This is a genomic window from Sedimentibacter sp. (assembly GCF_032080165.1).
Classification (GTDB): domain Bacteria; phylum Bacillota; class Clostridia; order Tissierellales; family Sedimentibacteraceae; genus Sedimentibacter.
Window position 1 is genome coordinate 84,218 of the sequence record NZ_DAMASY010000010.1, and the last position, 16,422, is coordinate 100,639.

Below are 16,422 nucleotides of genomic sequence, written 5' to 3' on the forward strand. Positions count from 1 at the left end.
AAATAGTAACCTTCCAAATATAAATTATAGTAACAGATATTTGCTATGCTATATTGGGGGGATTATTGTGAAGGAAGATTATGAAAAGATAAGTGAAACAGTTAAAAGGTTAAAGGATGAATATAATTTTATAGGACCTCTTCATTTTACTGATTTTTCAAACTTAAATTCTATTATCAGTATTGGGTATCTTTGCAGCAGATCCTTATGCTATGCAAATAACATCGAGTTCGAAGATGTTTTAGATGAAGAGGAAGTTAATAATATTTCTGATAAGGTTAAGAGATGTACACGGTTTTATTTTGTTGAGAAGAATAATTTTGATGTTATGAATCGACTGAATATACCCGTGTATCTTTTGTTTAATGAAGATATAATTTATAATGACTTAGCCGTTTTTTTAAATGGAGATGCAGACTTTGAAAATATGGAGTTATTAATTGATGAACCTGTTCCGATAATTAACCTTAAAAATATAATTTTCAGATGTAAAGCAGATTACAAAAGGGCATGCAATTTATTCGGCAAAAATAAATTGTATGAAGTTAAACCTGAAATGTTTTATCATGACAAAAATTATATTAAGGATTACAATATCGTATATGATAATTTGCTTCATAATGATGTATTTATATTGCATTTCAGTTCGAATATGCCTGTTAAAAATGACCTGAACCATGAATACAGATTATATGATTTAAATGATAATTTGTTAAGGTTTGCAAGGGTAAAATTTTTTGAATCCGTCAGTACGGATTTTAACGTTGAAATAAACAATCTGCCTGATTTCCCCATTAAATTTAAATTTTGGTTCTATGGTATTTTAAGTATAGAAGAAATTATAGGATAAAAAATGTCATCATGAAAAAGATGACATTTTTTATATTGGAGGTTTTTATTTTTCTATCACATTCGGTCAGGATAAGCGACCGGCACCAAATCGAAGTCGATTATTTTAACATACCCATCATGATTTTTTCGCCGGTGATAGGTAAATTTCTGATATTAACCTTTGTTGCATTATAAACAGCATTTGCTATTGCCGGAGGGGGAGTGTTGATTACTAATTCTCCTATTGATTTAGCTCCAAAAGGACCTGTTGGTTCATAGCTTGACTCAAAATCAATTCTGATATTTCCGACATCCAGCCTTGAAGGTATTTTGTATTGCATGAACGAATTATTCAGCATTCTGCCGTTTCTGTCATAAATTATATCTTCATACATTGCCATTCCCATACCCTGTACGATTCCACCCTCAGCCTGAACTCTTGCAAGGTTAGGATTTATGACTGTTCCGCAGTCAATAACCCCGACATAATCTATTATATTCACTTTGCCTGTCAGTTTATCAACCTCAATTTCTACCAGGCCTGCCATAAAAGGAGGAGGAGAGACAGGTGAATAATGAGATTCGGCAGCCGACAAATAATTATTGGAGCCCACATAGTTGTCATTTGCTAACTCTATTAATGAAATACTTTCGTTATTTTTAGTATTGTAAACTGATTTTCCGTCAAATTCTGCATCCTCAACAGAACAACCTAATTTTTTTGCTCCTGCAGACATTATTTTATTTTTAAGGGATTCACATGCTTTAACAACAGCCATACCTGTAATATAAGTGGTGCTTGAAGCGTATGAGCCGGTGTCGTATGGAGAAAGGTCAGTATCGACACCGTGAACAATGATGTTATCATATTCGCAGTCCATGCAATCGGCAGCCATCTGAGCAAGTATTGTATCACAGCCTGTACCCATATCGGTGGCACCAATCATTAAGGTGTAGAAACCGTCATCATTCAATCTTATTTCAACCGCACCGACATCTACAGAAGAAATTCCCGAGCCCTGCATAGCTACGGCACATCCTACAGAACGAACCTTATTGTTACCAATATCTCTGCAGGGATATTTTTCATCCCATTTTATCATTTCCTTCGCTTTTTCTAAGCATTTATCCAAGGTGCAGCTCTTTAATTCTTCATTATAATAGGTAGGCAATGTTTTACCAACATTATTTTCTGTAAGCATGTTATTCATCCTTAAAACCGTAGGATCCATATTCAGCTTAGCAGCCAGTTCGTTCACGGCAGATTCTAAAGCAAAGAATCCCTGTGTGGCACCGTAACCTCTGTAGGCACCCGCTCCCATGGTATTGGAATAAACAACATCAAAATCAAATTTATATGCATTTGCATTATATATTGTCATTGCTTTATGACCCGACAATCCTACGGTAGTAGGTCCGTGGTCACCGTAAGCACCTGCATTCCATAATGAATACATGTGTATTGCTTTAATAATTCCGTTTTCATCTGCACCGAGACGTATTTTTATTTCTGCTTCGTGACGGGGACTTCCGTTAGTGAAGCTTTCCTTGCGGGAATAAATCATTTTTGCCGGTTTTTTTGTTATCCATGTAACAATAGCAGGAAACAACTCACTTACTACTGATTGTTTTGCTCCGAAACCGCCGCCGATTCTTGGTTTAATAACACGTATTTGTGATTTAGGAATCTGCAGGGCATTAGAGAGTATACGTCTGACATGGAACGGAATCTGAGTGGAGCTTATAACATTCAACCTTCCGTAAGCATCAATACTCGTATAGGTTCTGAAGGTTTCCATCATAGTTTGATTGTTAGCTTTTGTGTGATATGTCTCCTCTATTACATGGGCACAATTTTTCAGTTCCTCTTCAATATTGCCTATATTCATGCTTTCGGAGGAGCACAAATTTCTTTTGTTATCGGTTCCAACCTCTACCAAGCTCAGAAAATCCTCTTCAGGGTGAACCAAGATTTCATTGTCTTTTGCTTTTCTAAAGTCAAGAAGCGGCTCAAGAAGATTGTATTTTACTTTAATTAATGATAGCGCTTTATCAACCGATTTTTCATCTAATCCGGCAACTATGGCCACAGGATCGCCCACACATCTTAACCTTTTATCAAGTATTAACCTGTCATAGGGGCTTGGCTCAGGATAGGATTGACCTGCGGTAGTAAATCTTGATTTTGGAACATCCTCATAGGTTAAAACACATTCTATACCCGAAATCTTTTTTGCTCTCTCTGTATTTATTTCTTCTATAAGAGCATGTGCATGAGGACTTCTGAGCAGCTTTACAACCAAGCTGCTGCCTTGTGTAACATCATCAGTATAGACAGGCTTTCCTGTTACCAATGACATTGCGTCTTTTTTTCTTACCGGCTTATTTACATACCTCATGTTAAGCTCCTTTCTTAATATCTAAATATTTTTTTACCGCTCTTAATTGACCCATATATCCGGTGCAGCGGCACAGATTGCCTTCAAGGTAATTTTTTATTTCATCCTCCGTAGGATTTTTCAATTCGTTTTTCATAGCTATTACGTTCATTATAAATCCGGGGCTGCAAAAACCACATTGTTCAGCACCTTCATCCGCTAAAAATTCTCCGAAATCAGCTGCCTCTTCCTGTATTCCTTCTATTGTAGTGACTTTAAGGCCATTTGCCCTGACTGCCAATGTTGAACATGATAAAATTGTCTTACCTTGCAATAGTACGGTACAGAGTCCGCAGTTCGAGGTTTCGCAGCCGCGCTTTACACTAAGACATCCCTTTGATCTTAAAAAGTCAAGGAGCATCGTATCAGGCGATATATCATCTACATACTCTTTATCATTTATCCATAATTTAATCTGCATAATATCCTCCGTTCAAAATTTCGTCAATGTTTCTTTTTATAAGTGCATCAGCAAGTATTTGTCTGTATTCTTTGCTGCTCCGGATGTTTGTCCCAAAAGAAATATTATCGATAACATTTGATACTGCGTTATCTATATTATCTTTTTTATAATTGTCATTTAAACTAAATGTACTTAGCTTACCTTTCATAGGTCTTGCACCGACAACTACAAACCATTCATTTTTCTTTTTTGCAACTGCACAGGTAAGAACAGGAAAATCGGTTGCGCTGATTCTGTGGCTGTTGCAGGCAGGCATTCTTTCGTCTTTATTTATAATAATTTTTACTAAAATATCATTGTTAAGCGGCATGTTGACATATTCATTTAAAGGAATGATACCTCCTTTAAATAATTCAACATAGCTGTCTAAGGGTAGAAGTGCCGTTAATATGTCTGAAAAACCAAAACGTGAATAAATACTTCCGCCTATTGTGGCAAGGTTTCTCATTTGAACTCCAACAATGTGTTTTACTGATTTTTCAAAAATATTATTAAATGATTTATTAAGATTTTCGTGGGTTTCCAAATCTCTTAATGTGCACATGCATCCTATTTTAAAACTTTCGTCATCTTCCTCTATTTTATTGAGATTTAAAGCAGATAAATCAATAGCAGTCTGGATTTTTTTTCTTCCCATCCTGAGCCACAGCATTCCGCCGATTATAACATTCCGCTTGCTTTTATTTAATTCATATGCTTCTTCTAAGCTTTCAGCAACAACATATTTATCTATGGTAAACATATTAAACCCCTTTCGATTTTTAATATACTATATTTTAATTAAACTCATAGATATTGTATCTCAAAAATCAACAACAATCAATAGAAATATTTGAAAATTATTCGTAATAGTACGAATGAATCAAAAAAGATAACCCGGACGGGTTACCTTTTAAGATGATTAGTGAATTGAATTTTTACTTTGATTCATTGATAAAGCATTGTTTAAAGTTTTGTTATTGGCCATATTTCTTACTACCGGAGTAACTGCAACTGCTGCAGCTGCTAAACCTACTCCAACCCAAATTTTGTTTGTCATTTTCAAATTAATCACCTCGAGTTTATTTTTTGCAGAAAGCTTTTTTATATCCTTAAAAATTATTTCCAATAAAAACGGGGCAATATCCCAATTTATCCTAATTTTAATTCAAAAAATCCGATGCTTTTTTTAAAGCATAATTAGCTTCTTTAATCATATTGTTTATTATTTCTTCACAGCTGTCTAAAGCTTTGATAACCGATAAGCTTTGTCCTGCCTGAACAAGACCCCATTCAACATTTCCGTCAATAGGAGCCTTTCTGCTTGTTCCCGCAATTAAGTCATGCAATTGCTCATAGGGCGCATGTTCCTTTTCTAATTCTATGTATTTTTCTGTCATTTTGTTTTTTATGCCTCTCACAGAATGACCACGCAGATATCCTGTAATCTCCGTATCGGTATCACCTGCCTCAACGATTTTCTTTTTAGCATTTATATGAGCGGTGCATTCTTTGGAAGCATAAAATCTTGTACCTGCTTGAATTCCTGATGCACCCATTATCAATGCAGCTGCTAATCCTCTTCCGTCTGCAAAACCTCCTGCAGCAATCACAGGTATATTAATTTCAGGTACAACCTGTGTCATTAAAGATAATGTTGTAAGCTTCCCAATATGTCCTCCTGCTTCCATACCTTCAATAATCAGAGCATCCGCGCCTTTCGCTTCAACACGTTTAGCTAATTTTAAATTAGGAACAACAGGAATCGCTATAATTTTAGCTTCTTTTAATTTTTCAAAGTAGGGCACCGGATTACCTGCACCCAACGTTACGAAAGCAACTTTTTCTTTGCAGATTAAATCAATCTTTTCATCTTTATCATTATCCATAAGTACTATATTTAATCCAAAAGGTTTATCAGTCAATGATTTTGCCAAATCTATCTGCTCTTTAATCCAGGATAAATCTCTGCCGCCTGTAGCAATAACTCCTGCACCGCCTGCATTTGAAACTGCTGCAGCTAAGTTCGCATCTGATACCCAAGCCATTGCACCTTGAATGATAGGATATTTAATTTTTAAAAGTTTTGTTAATTTCGTATTCATACTTCCTCCATCAATTCGCAACAAATTCCTGACCGCGAACATCCATTACCGTAAGCTCTGAAAGTCTTATGGCGATAAATTCCTCTCCGTTTTCCTCTACCATTTCAATTTTACCTACTGCCTCAACCCAATCATTTTTTTCAGGAAGATCTCCGTCGTACAATATTTCAAATCCTGCTGTTCCATCGTATCCACAACATCCGGGACCGTATCGGATAACGAATTTATATTCGTCATTAGTTACCGGATTTGTAACTTCGGTGTAAATTCCTTCCCATTTTATTGTTTTGTCCATATAATCTTCAGGGTTAAGATAAATATCATTGGTCTGTGCAATAAATAGCTTTTCCCTTATTGTAATCACACCATCATCGGAATTTTTCATGGAGTCTAACAATGCATTATCCATTATATGCTCAACGGCGGTTTTATAATCATCTGAATTATTTTCAATATTTTGTTCGTTAACTGGCGGCTCTGCATCAATTGCTTTATTATCGCTGCAGCCCGTAAATATAAAAATGGTAATAAGTGTTAACAATATTATTTTCATTTTGAGTTCACCCCGATTTTTCTTATTGCTACTAAACAAGAAGCTGCAATAAATGCCAGCAGGTTTACTGCTACAACACTTGCTCCAGCAGGTATGTTGTATTGAAAAGAAATGACAATGCCTATGAAAAAGCATATAACCGATAATATGGCGGAGGTTATTATTACACCCTTAAAGCTTCCGAATATTCTCATTGATGTCAATGAAGGAAATATAATCAAGCTGGATATAAGCAATGCACCCATGAGCCTCATTCCTATAACAATTGTAAGAGCGGTTAACAGTGCCACAAGCATATTGTATCTTCCCGCCTTAATGCCGGTTGCCTTTGCAAAGTTTTCATCAAATGTAATCGCAAATATTTTGTTGTAAAATATGCCGTATAGAATCAATACGATAATTGATAATACTACACTTAGATACACGTCACTCTTTTGCATTGCAAGAATGCTTCCGAACATGTAGTTGCACACGTCCGTATTCATACCTGTGGTAAGTGACGTAACAATTACACCTATTGCCAAAGAACTGCTTGAAATCAATGCAATTGCGGCATCGCCTTTAATTTTGCTGCTTTCGCTGATTCTCAAAAGAAAAAAAGCAGCAAGTACCACAATGGGTATTGAAACCTGAAGAGGTGCCAGATTAAATGCCATTGCTATTGACAAGGATCCGAATCCTACATGAGACAGCCCGTCACCGATCATGGAGTACCTTTTTAATACCAGGCTTACTCCCAATATGGATGCGCAAAGGGAAACTAAAATCCCTACCAGCAATGCACGAGTAATAAAAGTATATGACAGCAGCTCAGCAATAATATTAATCATTTTCATTACCCCCAATCATTCGTTTGTAAACAGCAGTTTCCTTGTATTCCGTAACAGGTCCGAAGAACAAAGAAGATGTATTCATGTGTAAAATTATATTGGAGTATTTTACAGCGCTTAAGATATCGTGGGAAATCATGATTATTGTAACGCCATAATCTTTGTTCAATTTTTCTATAAGCTGATACAGCTCTGAGGTTACAAGAGGGTCAAGCCCTGCAACAGGTTCATCCAGTAACAAAAGCTTTTCTGTAGCGCAGAGGGCTCTTGCGAGAAGAATCCTTTGCTGCTGACCTCCCGATAAATCACGGTAGGATGTTTTGGACAAACTGCTTATTCCAAGCTTTTCCATATTTTCAACGACTTTTAGTTTATCTTTTCTGCCGTAAAAAGGTTTCAATCCTCTTGAACTGAGACAACCAGATAAAACAACTTCATATACGGAAGCTGGAAAATCAAATTTTACCGGATTTTGTTGAGGAAGATATCCGATTTGAGTTTGTTTGATTCCATTAAATGAAATCTCCCCTGAGGAGGGGCTCTTAAGTCCTAAGAGCCCTTTCATCAATGTACTTTTTCCTGAGCCGTTTTCGCCTACGATAGATAAATAATCACCTTCATTAACACAAAAACTTACATCTTTCACTGCTTGATGCCTATCATAATAAAAATTCAAATTTTCACATCTAATCAATGTTGTCATCAATAAAGTCCTTTCCTTAAATTTTCTGCATTTTGTTTCATTAAATCTAAATAAGTTACACCTTTATTGAAATCGTCCTTCGATACATTGTGGCATGAATGAAACAAAAGCATTTCGGCTCCGGTATCTTCACTGATACTTCTTGAAACCTTAGGATCTGTAAGCTCTTCATAATATATTACGGAGATTTTATTCTCCTTCATTTCATCTATTATTTTAGCAATATCGTGAGCACTTGGTTCCGTTTCCGACGAACAATTGTCATAGGCAGACATATATTCCAATCCGTATTCCTCTGTGAAATAATAAAGAGCAAATCTTCCTCCGAAATAGATTTTATTATGCTTGCCGTTTTGTACTATTTCAGAAAACTCAGCATTTAATTCATCCAACTGTTTTTTATAATTTTCTGCATTTTCTTTGTAATAAGATGCATTTTCAGGATCTATATAACAAAGTGAAGCAGCAATATTATCAACCATTTTCTTTGCCATAACCGGGCTGGTCCATATATGAGGATCATATTCGTGGCTATGACCGTGTTCTTCATCTTCGAGGTCTTCATCCTCATGTTCATGGTCTTCATCCTCATGTTCATGGTCTTCATCCTCATGTTCATGATTTTCATCTTCGTGTTCATGATCCTCGTCTTCATGATCGTGATCATGCTCTTCTTTAACAAGAGTTATACCGCTTGAAACATCCAAGATATTCAGTTTTTCACTTTCGATGCTTTGAATTATTTTATCTGCCCATGGCTCCATATATTTTCCGGTATAAATAAACATGTCAGCTTTATTTATTGTGATAATATCACCGGGTGTAGGCTCATAAGAGTGACTTTCCGCTCCCGGAGGAAGCAACAGAGCAATATCTGCCTTGTCTCCTGCAACTTGACGCGCAAAATCATATTGCGGGAAAAGTGTAGTTACTATTTTTATTTTCTCATTATCTATTTCATTATCATTTAAATCCGAAGCCTTTTGATTTTGAGTGCATCCAAATAGGGCTATAACCAAAAGCATAACCAAAATGACTGTTAACATTTTTTTCATTGTAAACCTCCAAATTATTTTTTTAGTTTTGTAAATAATTCGGCGATTTAATTATCAAGTCTTACCTTCAAATTTACTAATGTGGTATGTATATTGATTGAGTATAAGAAAAGAATGTTGCACAATAAAATTAAAATGTAGTTAAGAGAGGCTGCATAAAATGACTTAACTGACATACCTATATATTTTAAAATCTTATGTACAAAATTAAGATTTTCACATGTTGAGCACACATGTTCTGTGCAGCTATGAGATGCATGTAAATTAATATAGATTACAGAAAAGAGGAAAGCTGTAATTATGCATATAGTCAATAAGCTTGCAATAATTTTTTTAATCGATTGCTTTTCCATAGCGCCCTCCATAACTGTAATTTAATATGTATCCACATTTTACTATATTTTTTATATAAAATCAATCTTGTTATTTTAAAATCAATCTCGTTATTTACTGCTCTTTATGTTTTAATTTTACTAAGTTGGGTATTTAATCTATAAATATTTATAAGGAGAATGTAATATGACAGTAAAATGGAACGGAACTAATTTACTTAAAACTATAGCAGAAAATGAAGCGGGAGCAACCAAATTTTATAGAGCAATAGCTGAAGAGGCAAGAATTGGTGAAAAGTTTTTTGAGCTTTTGGCACAAGATGAAGAAAAACATGAAAAAATTTACAATGCATTGTTAAAAAGGTTTGAGAAAAACATTGAAATTGAACTTGAAGAAAGCGATGCCAAGTATATGGACTTGTTAATTGAAGCTAATAATCCTTTTGATAATGAACTGATTGAAAAGGCAAAGAAGATTTGGGACAGAAGACAAATATTCGAAATCGCTGAGCAAGCTGAAAGAGATGCAGTATTATTTGTATCAGAATTGCAAAGATTATACCCTGATATGGCTGCTGAGGAAATGGCAATTATATTAAAGGAAGAAAAGTCACATTTGCAAAAAGTTCTTGAAAGAAAAAGAGAAAGCCAACCTATGTTTGGAAGGGGAATGTAAGCGTAAAAAAATCTGGGGATTATACCCAGATTTTTATTCCGTATTCTTTTTATTATTGGTTCTCTTTCTATGTTTTACGCATTCATTCAGCAAATATTCGATTTGTCCGTTGATGGAGCGAAAATCATCCTCAGCCCAAGCGGCAAGCTCCTCCCAGAGTGCAGGTGATAATCTGAGAAGTAATTGCTTCTTTTCTTTATCTTTTTTATCCAAAACGATAACCCTAATATAGAGATCCCGAATTTACTATTGGCTGGGCATCTTTGTTTCCACATAGAACAACCAATAGATTACTTACCATTGCCGCCTTTCTTTCTTCATCAAGCTGGACGATATCATTTTGATTAAGTTTATCAAGAGCCATTTCAACCATACCTACTGCTCCTTCAACAATCATTTGTCTTGCATCAATTATAGCTGATGCTTGTTGCCTCTGCAGCATTGCCGCAGCAATTTCAGGAGCGTATGACAGGTGCGTTATTCTTGCTTCAATTATTTCTAAACCGGCAATTTCTACCTTTAATTGTATTTCATCCTGAAGCTTTTTAGAAATTTCCTGGCTGCTTCCTCTAAGAGTTTTTTCGTTGTCATCACCAAAAGTGTCATATGGATATAACCTTACTATGTTTCTCAAAGCTGAATCGCATTGGATGGATAAAAATTCAGTGTAATTATCTACGTTAAAAACTGCCTTTGCAGTGTTAACAACCTTCCAAACAACTACTATACCAATAATTATAGGATTGCCCAATGCATCATTTATCTTTTGTTTATCATTGTTTAAAGTCATTGCTTTTAACGAGATTTTTTTATTCGGAAGTTGTACATTCACATCCTTTATATTTTTATCACGTATAGATGCATCAACTGAAATTGCAGCAGTATTTGCCTTTGGTGAGCCGTTATTTACTGCAGATACGAAGGGATTAACGAAATAAAATCCTTCACCCTTCAATGTTCCGTAATATTTGCCAAATAAGGTTAGAACAAGTGCTTCGTTGGGTTTTAAAATTTTAAGACCACCGAAAATTATAGGTCCTGCTAAAAAGGCATACAATGCTCCGATAATTAAAAAAGTTATACCGATAAAAGTCGTTTTTTCAGGTCTGTTTAAATAGATAATACTAAAAATAAGTAAAGCAATTGCAGCTATCATAAGTACTATATTAGATATTAATACTATCATTCCGTTTTCTGATTTTGGAATTATTTCTTCATTATGAAGAGCTTGTTTGTTTAATTCTGACATATTAACCACCTCATTTATGATTATGATATTAATTTGATATCATATTTATATTATATTCATATTATTTACATTTGTCAACTGTTTGAAAAATTATATTGACAAAATTGATAATTTAATGGTATTCTATATTTAGATATTTAGATAAACATCTAAATGAAAAAAGGACGGTGATTCATAAATGAGTTTTCAAGACAGTTTTAAGGCATTGTCAGATCCAACGAGGCGTCAAATTATTGAATTATTGAGAGATGGAAAATTAACGGCAGGTGAAATAGTTGATAAATTTCAGATGACGGGAGCATCTATTTCTCACCACTTATCTATATTAAAGAATGCGGGCTTGGTTACAGATGATAAACAAGGGAAGTATATTTATTATGAGCTCAATTTATCTGTGGTAGAAGAAATTTTGTCATGGCTTGTTTCATTAAAGGAGGAAAAATAAATGAATAAAATATTTAATCAAGATAATTTTAAATTATGGATAGTATTTGTTGTATCACTTTTAATAGCGATTATTTCATATGGCTACTTACCGGATATGATACCTATTCATTTTGATGTAGCCGGAAATGTAGACAATTATGCAAGTAGAATCAGTATTTTTTTAACACCCGCAATTAATTTAATGATGATTATTTTGGCAGAAGTTGTAAAGAATATTGATCCTAAGAAAAGTGCATATAAAAAATTTAATAAGCAATATTATTTAACATTCTTTTTAGTTTCGTTGTTAATGCTGGTGATTGAATTATATACCATAGCATTCAGTTTGAACATGAAAATATTTAATATCAATGCTATTATGCCATTAGGGGTTGGTCTATTATTTACTGTAATAGGTAATATGATGCCTAAGTTTAAACAAAATTTCTATGCAGGCATACGTACGAGCTGGACTATTTCAGACAGTGATGTTTGGTATAAAACCCACAGGCTGGGAGGAAAGCTATGGTTTATAGGCGGTATATTGATGATGGTTTCAGCTATACTGCCGGCACAGCTTAAAGCGGTATTGTTTTTTACGGTTGTCGCTGTATTAGTAATAGTTCCTTTAGTTTATTCATATGTAATTTATAAAAACAAACATAAATAAGACGAAATTTATCAACCTAAAGTCATGTAAAATTTACATGGCTTTAATTTTTATTATTCTATTTTATATAAAAATCTGATAGAATATCTATTAAAGAACAAATGATTGGAGAAATATTTTGAAAACAAGCGAAAAAATATACAGAGAAGATTCATATCTGACATCCATGGAAGCAGAGGTTGTCAGCTGTATTCAAAAAGGTGACTATTATGAAGTGATTTTAGACAAAACCATATTTTATCCTCATATGTCCGGCGGGCAGCCGAAGGACAAAGGGACAATAAATGGAATAGAGGTATTCGATGTACAGGAACAAGGCGAAGAAATAATACATATGCTTCATGAGCCCTTGAACGGAAGGGTTTCACTTTCCATAGATTATGAAACGAGATTCGACTACATGCAGCAGCATTCAGGGCAGCATATACTATCATATTCCTTTGCAAAGCTTTGTGACGGCAAGACAGTGGGATTTCACTTAAGTGATACCTATACAACTATAGATATCGACAAAGTGTTGACAGAGGACATGATTGTGGAAGCTGAATTATTAAGCAATAAAATAATTTACGAAAATAAACCTATAACAGCTGATATATACAATTATGAAGAAACACAAAAATTAAATTTGAGAAAGCTGCCTCCTGAATTAGATAATTTAAGAATAATATCTGTTGAAGGCTATGATTCGGTTGCCTGCGGAGGAACTCATGTTAAAAATACAGGTGAAGTAGGCATGATAAAAGTAGTAAAAACTGAAAAATATAAAGCAGGAACAAGAGTAGAGTTCTTATGCGGAAATAGGGGCTTGAATGATTATATAAATAAGAATCACGAGTTAACGAAGCTATCATCCATGCTTACCTGCAGAACGGATATGCTTTTAGATAATATAGAAAAATTATTGGCAGAAAATAAAATGATTAAAAAGGATTACAACATATTAGCAAATGAGCTTAATGAATACAAGGCAGAAGAATTAAAAAATAATGCTGCAATAAAAGATAATATTAAATTTATTTTTGCTAAATATAATAGTGATATAAAAGATTTAAGATATATCTGTTCTAAAATAACCGAAGACGAAAATTATGTGTCCATATTGGTTTCAGAAAAAGATAACACCTGTAATTTAGTTATGGGTCAGTCAAAAAACTTAAAACTTGATTTAAAAGAAGTATTTGAAAAATGCAAAGGCATAATTAACGCCAAGGGTGGAGGAAACAACTACTTACTGCAGGGGCAGGGAACTGCTTTAAAAGGTGAAGAATGCATAGAATCAGCTAAAAGCATCCTTTTTAACTGACAAAAGTGTCCAGGTGTCGCGGGGACGTGTCGCGGGGACGGGGTTGCTGACATGTCGCGGGGACGGGGTTGCTGACATAAAATTTAATAATAAAAAATGGAGGTTACAATGATAGTATCTACAACACCAACTTTAGAAGGAAAAAGAATTATAGAGTACAGAGGTATAGTATTTGGAGAGGTAGTTTCGGGAGTAGATTTTGTAAAGGATTTTGCTGCGGGACTTACTAACTTTTTCGGAGGAAGGTCAAATTCCTACGAAGGAGAACTTATAGAGGGCAGAGAAAATGCTATCGAAGAAATGAAAAACAGGGCGATGCAGATGGGTGCCAATGCAGTTGTAGGAGTAGACGTAGACTACGAAGTATTGGGAAGTGCCAACAACATGCTGATGATTATTGCATCCGGAACAGCAGTTGTGGTTGAATAAAATATAAAAATATGCTATAATTGTGTTAAAGAAGGGTGGGATTAAATTATGTCTGAAATTCAAGATAAAAAATACATAACAATAAATGAATTTTATAAAATTGATTTTAAAGATGGATTCATTTATGAACTGATTGATGGCATAGTTTGTATGTCAAAACCAAATATTGAACATCAAAGAATTTCAGGTAAAATAATTAGAAAATTTGGAGATTATTTTGATAGTACAAAATGTGAACCATTACAGGAAATTGAGGTAAAACTGAAGGAAGATATTCTTGTTCCTGATATTTCAGTAATTTGTGAAGATTCTAATTTTTCGGAACAAAGATATAATGGTGCTCCAACGATTGTTTTAGAAATATTAAGCCCCTCAACAACTCATACGGACTTATTCACGAAGCTTTATAAATATGAGGTATCCGGAGTTAATGAATATTGGATAATTTCTCCTAAAGGGAAAACTGTTACAATACACAACTTTAAGGAAAGAAATGTAACAGTATATGATGAAACAGAAATAGCTAAGTCTGAATTATTCGATGGATTAGAATTAAAATTAACAGATGTATTTTGATTAACATTAGCTCGTTTATGACGGGCTTTTTTTGCACTTACAATATAAGCGACAGACACTAAATCAGAGATTTGGGTCATCTGCTTAATGAATAAAATTAATTTACGTTGGAAATAAATTACAATATGAAATGAGAAAATGCTTATTAGCAGAGGTCAATCCAATAGATTTGTTGAGTCTTACCTTCATAAATATTTTCACAAGTTAATATACCGCCGCAACTAATTGCAGTTTTCAATGTAAATTAGTAGAATTAAAGTATTAAAATGATAATTGATGGGTGGATTATGAATATTTATTTATTAAGACATGGACAAACTAATATTAACAGAGACGGAATATTTCAGGGAGATATTGACAGAGAACTAAATGAATTTGGAAAAAAACAAGCTGAATTATTAGGTAAGAGAATACAGAAATATCATATAGATATTATATATTCGAGTGATTTAGGACGAGTTATTGAAACATCTAAAATAATAAATACTTATACCAACACAGAGATTATTCTTAAAGAAGAGTTAAGAGAAATTAATATGGGTACATGGGATATATTGTCTATGGAAGAAAGGTATATAAACAACGAAGCTTATGCAACAGAGTGGCATAAGCATTTGGCAGATTTGTCTTATCCGAACGGAGAATGCGGTAAGGATGTCAGTAAAAGAGTAATGAAAGTAATTGACGACATAAAAAAGCGACAATATAAGAACGTTGCTATAGTTACTTCCGGGGGAACGATTTCAATACTGTTATGTGAAATTTTAGGGTTGGAGCAGTACAAGAGATTTGGCATGCAGATTGATAATTGCAGCATTAGCGTTGTAAATTATGATATCAAAAATAATAAACAAATTGTGAAGTGTATTAATGATACCGGACATTTAGAGGATTTGATTTTGAGGTGATTGTAAATAGAAATAAAAGATATACTGCAATTAAAAAAAATCCCGTATATTCCGTTGTATATATTTGCTGAGTTTACTAAGCAATAATTGAATACTGCATTAAAATAAGTTTTTTAATATATTTAGAAAGGAAGATTTAATTGGAAAAAATAGAGATTCGAGATAGAAAAAGAGAAGATGTTAATGAATTCTGTGAGTTTTTATCTAAGCTTGATAATGAAGCGGAATACATGCTTGTTGAAAAGGGCGAAAGAAATATCAATAAAGATGTAATTTTAAACAATATTAAAGCCATTATAAATAACGGAGATATTTGTTATATTGCAAAAGATGAAAGAAATATAGTTGGTTATGCTATTGCTGTAAGAGAGAAATTTATCAGGACAAAACATGTTGCTACCATTGTTATAGGTATACTTGAGGATTATTGCGGCAAGGGTATAGGCTCTTTATTTTTTCAGAATATATTTGACCGGGCAATTGAAAATAATATAAAAAGGTTAGAATTAACGGTAATAAGAGATAACATAAGAGCAGTGAACTTATATAAAAAATTCGGATTTAAGGTAGAAGGTATAAGAGAAAAGTCAACATTTATGAATGGGAAATATTACGACGAACTGTATATGGCAAAAATATTAGAGTAAAAAAGTTGCAACGCAACTTTTTTACTCTAATACTATATGGTCTATTTTTTTTACCTTTTTATCACTTTCAAGATATCCACCTACGTACCCGTTCTGTCTTGAGGTAAGATTACCGCGGTTCTCGGTTTGCGGATTTGCAATGGCTAACTCTCTTGCATATTCTGCCTTCATTTGGTCCAATGCAATTTTAGCTTCTTGGGATGGAACTATTCTTTTTTTGTTTTCTGACATATTATCACTTCCTTT

21 protein-coding genes are annotated in these 16,422 nt (G+C 33.9%); 9 read left to right on the plus strand and 12 right to left on the minus strand.

Going from position 1 to position 16,422, the window contains the following annotated elements; all coding sequences use genetic code 11:
* Positions 1–67 precede the first annotated feature (67 nt).
* A complete protein-coding gene (locus RT412_RS13365) occupies positions 68–850 on the plus strand; it encodes a DarT ssDNA thymidine ADP-ribosyltransferase family protein (RefSeq protein ID WP_313343982.1) in 783 nt (260 codons plus the stop codon).
* 100 nt (positions 851–950) lie between these two features.
* On the opposite strand, the gene RT412_RS13370 is transcribed toward RT412_RS13365, so the two are convergent.
* From RT412_RS13370 to RT412_RS13410, 9 genes are all read right to left on the minus strand, one after another.
* Positions 951–3,230, minus strand: a complete 2,280-nt coding sequence (locus tag RT412_RS13370; RefSeq protein ID WP_313343980.1) for a molybdopterin cofactor-binding domain-containing protein — start codon at positions 3,228–3,230, stop codon at positions 951–953.
* A gap of 1 nt (position 3,231) precedes the next feature.
* On the minus strand, positions 3,232–3,690 hold the full coding sequence (locus tag RT412_RS13375; RefSeq protein WP_313343977.1) for a 2Fe-2S iron-sulfur cluster-binding protein: 459 nt from the start codon (positions 3,688–3,690) through the stop codon (positions 3,232–3,234).
* Complete coding sequence (locus RT412_RS13380; RefSeq protein WP_313343974.1) at positions 3,680–4,474, minus strand: FAD binding domain-containing protein; 795 nt, start codon at positions 4,472–4,474, stop codon at positions 3,680–3,682. Before RT412_RS13380 ends, RT412_RS13375 begins: the two co-directional genes overlap by 11 nt.
* Positions 4,475–4,633: 159 nt before the next feature.
* Positions 4,634–4,771 (minus strand): hypothetical protein, encoded by a 138-nt coding sequence (locus RT412_RS13385; protein WP_313343971.1) that lies wholly within the window; start codon positions 4,769–4,771, stop codon positions 4,634–4,636.
* A gap of 103 nt (positions 4,772–4,874) precedes the next feature.
* Positions 4,875–5,816, minus strand: coding sequence for a nitronate monooxygenase (locus RT412_RS13390; RefSeq protein WP_313343968.1), 942 nt, complete (start codon positions 5,814–5,816; stop codon positions 4,875–4,877).
* Between the two features lie 10 nt (positions 5,817–5,826).
* Positions 5,827–6,369 carry a hypothetical protein gene (locus tag RT412_RS13395; RefSeq protein WP_313343966.1) on the minus strand — a complete coding sequence of 181 codons (543 nt, stop codon included), beginning with the start codon at positions 6,367–6,369 and terminating at the stop codon, positions 5,827–5,829.
* Positions 6,366–7,199 carry a metal ABC transporter permease gene (locus RT412_RS13400; RefSeq protein ID WP_313343963.1) on the minus strand — a complete coding sequence of 278 codons (834 nt, stop codon included), beginning with the start codon at positions 7,197–7,199 and terminating at the stop codon, positions 6,366–6,368. Before RT412_RS13400 ends, RT412_RS13395 begins: the two co-directional genes overlap by 4 nt.
* Positions 7,192–7,902 (minus strand): metal ABC transporter ATP-binding protein, encoded by a 711-nt coding sequence (locus RT412_RS13405; protein ID WP_313343960.1) that lies wholly within the window; start codon positions 7,900–7,902, stop codon positions 7,192–7,194. The genes RT412_RS13400 and RT412_RS13405 overlap by 8 nt, the downstream gene beginning before the upstream one ends.
* Positions 7,902–8,957, minus strand: a complete 1,056-nt coding sequence (locus tag RT412_RS13410) for a metal ABC transporter substrate-binding protein (protein WP_313343957.1) — start codon at positions 8,955–8,957, stop codon at positions 7,902–7,904. The genes RT412_RS13405 and RT412_RS13410 overlap by 1 nt, the downstream gene beginning before the upstream one ends.
* A 519-nt stretch (positions 8,958–9,476) precedes the next feature.
* On the opposite strand from RT412_RS13410, the gene RT412_RS13415 reads away from it, so the two are divergent.
* Positions 9,477–9,965 (plus strand): ferritin family protein, encoded by a 489-nt coding sequence (locus RT412_RS13415; RefSeq protein WP_313343955.1) that lies wholly within the window; start codon positions 9,477–9,479, stop codon positions 9,963–9,965.
* 33 nt (positions 9,966–9,998) lie between these two features.
* On the opposite strand, the gene RT412_RS13420 is transcribed toward RT412_RS13415, so the two are convergent.
* Together RT412_RS13420 and RT412_RS13425 are read right to left on the minus strand one after the other, a co-directional pair.
* On the minus strand, positions 9,999–10,178 hold the full coding sequence (locus RT412_RS13420) for an Arc family DNA-binding protein (protein WP_313343952.1): 180 nt from the start codon (positions 10,176–10,178) through the stop codon (positions 9,999–10,001).
* 10 nt (positions 10,179–10,188) lie between these two features.
* Positions 10,189–11,214: an SPFH domain-containing protein gene (locus RT412_RS13425; protein ID WP_313343949.1), complete on the minus strand. Its 1,026-nt coding sequence runs from the start codon at positions 11,212–11,214 to the stop codon at positions 10,189–10,191.
* A gap of 178 nt (positions 11,215–11,392) precedes the next feature.
* On the opposite strand from RT412_RS13425, the gene RT412_RS13430 reads away from it, so the two are divergent.
* The 7 genes from RT412_RS13430 to RT412_RS13460 all read left to right on the plus strand — a co-directional run bounded on the left by RT412_RS13430 (position 11,393) and on the right by RT412_RS13460 (position 16,176).
* Positions 11,393–11,659, plus strand: coding sequence for an autorepressor SdpR family transcription factor (locus RT412_RS13430; RefSeq protein ID WP_313343946.1), 267 nt, complete (start codon positions 11,393–11,395; stop codon positions 11,657–11,659).
* The gene (locus RT412_RS13435; RefSeq protein WP_313343943.1) at positions 11,660–12,310 is read left to right on the plus strand and encodes an SdpI family protein; all 651 of its coding nucleotides are present in this window, start codon (positions 11,660–11,662) and stop codon (positions 12,308–12,310) included. It begins immediately after the preceding gene.
* 118 nt (positions 12,311–12,428) lie between these two features.
* Positions 12,429–13,616, plus strand: a complete 1,188-nt coding sequence (locus RT412_RS13440; RefSeq protein WP_313343940.1) for a DHHA1 domain-containing protein — start codon at positions 12,429–12,431, stop codon at positions 13,614–13,616.
* A 108-nt stretch (positions 13,617–13,724) separates the two neighbouring features.
* A complete protein-coding gene (locus RT412_RS13445) occupies positions 13,725–14,045 on the plus strand; it encodes a putative heavy metal-binding protein (protein WP_313343937.1) in 321 nt (106 codons plus the stop codon).
* A 48-nt stretch (positions 14,046–14,093) separates the two neighbouring features.
* Positions 14,094–14,621: a Uma2 family endonuclease gene (locus tag RT412_RS13450; protein ID WP_313343934.1), complete on the plus strand. Its 528-nt coding sequence runs from the start codon at positions 14,094–14,096 to the stop codon at positions 14,619–14,621.
* A gap of 287 nt (positions 14,622–14,908) precedes the next feature.
* Complete coding sequence (locus RT412_RS13455) at positions 14,909–15,529, plus strand: histidine phosphatase family protein (RefSeq protein ID WP_313343931.1); 621 nt, start codon at positions 14,909–14,911, stop codon at positions 15,527–15,529.
* Between the two features lie 140 nt (positions 15,530–15,669).
* Complete coding sequence (locus tag RT412_RS13460) at positions 15,670–16,176, plus strand: GNAT family N-acetyltransferase (RefSeq protein WP_313343928.1); 507 nt, start codon at positions 15,670–15,672, stop codon at positions 16,174–16,176.
* Positions 16,177–16,197: 21 nt separating this feature from the next.
* Here RT412_RS13460 and RT412_RS13465 read toward each other — a convergent pair whose 3' ends face one another.
* Positions 16,198–16,407 carry an alpha/beta-type small acid-soluble spore protein gene (locus tag RT412_RS13465; protein WP_313343925.1) on the minus strand — a complete coding sequence of 70 codons (210 nt, stop codon included), beginning with the start codon at positions 16,405–16,407 and terminating at the stop codon, positions 16,198–16,200.
* Positions 16,408–16,422: the final 15 nt, after the last annotated feature.

Bases quoted from the DNA above. Each gene is read 5' to 3' on its own strand.
- RT412_RS13395 (WP_313343966.1), bottom strand. From the start codon at position 6,369: ATGAAAATAATATTGTTAACACTTATTACCATTTTTATATTTACGGGC.
- RT412_RS13465 (WP_313343925.1), bottom strand. From the start codon at position 16,407: ATGTCAGAAAACAAAAAAAGAATAGTTCCATCCCAAGAAGCTAAAATT.
- RT412_RS13455 (WP_313343931.1), top strand. From the start codon at position 14,909: ATGAATATTTATTTATTAAGACATGGACAAACTAATATTAACAGAGAC.
- RT412_RS13400 (WP_313343963.1), bottom strand. From the start codon at position 7,199: ATGATTAATATTATTGCTGAGCTGCTGTCATATACTTTTATTACTCGT.
- RT412_RS13375 (WP_313343977.1), bottom strand. From the start codon at position 3,690: ATGCAGATTAAATTATGGATAAATGATAAAGAGTATGTAGATGATATA.
- RT412_RS13385 (WP_313343971.1), bottom strand. From the start codon at position 4,771: ATGACAAACAAAATTTGGGTTGGAGTAGGTTTAGCAGCTGCAGCAGTT.
- RT412_RS13390 (WP_313343968.1), bottom strand. From the start codon at position 5,816: ATGAATACGAAATTAACAAAACTTTTAAAAATTAAATATCCTATCATT.
- RT412_RS13435 (WP_313343943.1), top strand. From the start codon at position 11,660: ATGAATAAAATATTTAATCAAGATAATTTTAAATTATGGATAGTATTT.
- RT412_RS13450 (WP_313343934.1), top strand. From the start codon at position 14,094: ATGTCTGAAATTCAAGATAAAAAATACATAACAATAAATGAATTTTAT.
- RT412_RS13425 (WP_313343949.1), bottom strand. From the start codon at position 11,214: ATGTCAGAATTAAACAAACAAGCTCTTCATAATGAAGAAATAATTCCA.
- RT412_RS13430 (WP_313343946.1), top strand. From the start codon at position 11,393: ATGAGTTTTCAAGACAGTTTTAAGGCATTGTCAGATCCAACGAGGCGT.
- RT412_RS13380 (WP_313343974.1), bottom strand. From the start codon at position 4,474: ATGTTTACCATAGATAAATATGTTGTTGCTGAAAGCTTAGAAGAAGCA.
- RT412_RS13370 (WP_313343980.1), bottom strand. From the start codon at position 3,230: ATGAGGTATGTAAATAAGCCGGTAAGAAAAAAAGACGCAATGTCATTG.
- RT412_RS13410 (WP_313343957.1), bottom strand. From the start codon at position 8,957: ATGAAAAAAATGTTAACAGTCATTTTGGTTATGCTTTTGGTTATAGCC.
- RT412_RS13415 (WP_313343955.1), top strand. From the start codon at position 9,477: ATGACAGTAAAATGGAACGGAACTAATTTACTTAAAACTATAGCAGAA.
- RT412_RS13445 (WP_313343937.1), top strand. From the start codon at position 13,725: ATGATAGTATCTACAACACCAACTTTAGAAGGAAAAAGAATTATAGAG.
- RT412_RS13405 (WP_313343960.1), bottom strand. From the start codon at position 7,902: ATGACAACATTGATTAGATGTGAAAATTTGAATTTTTATTATGATAGG.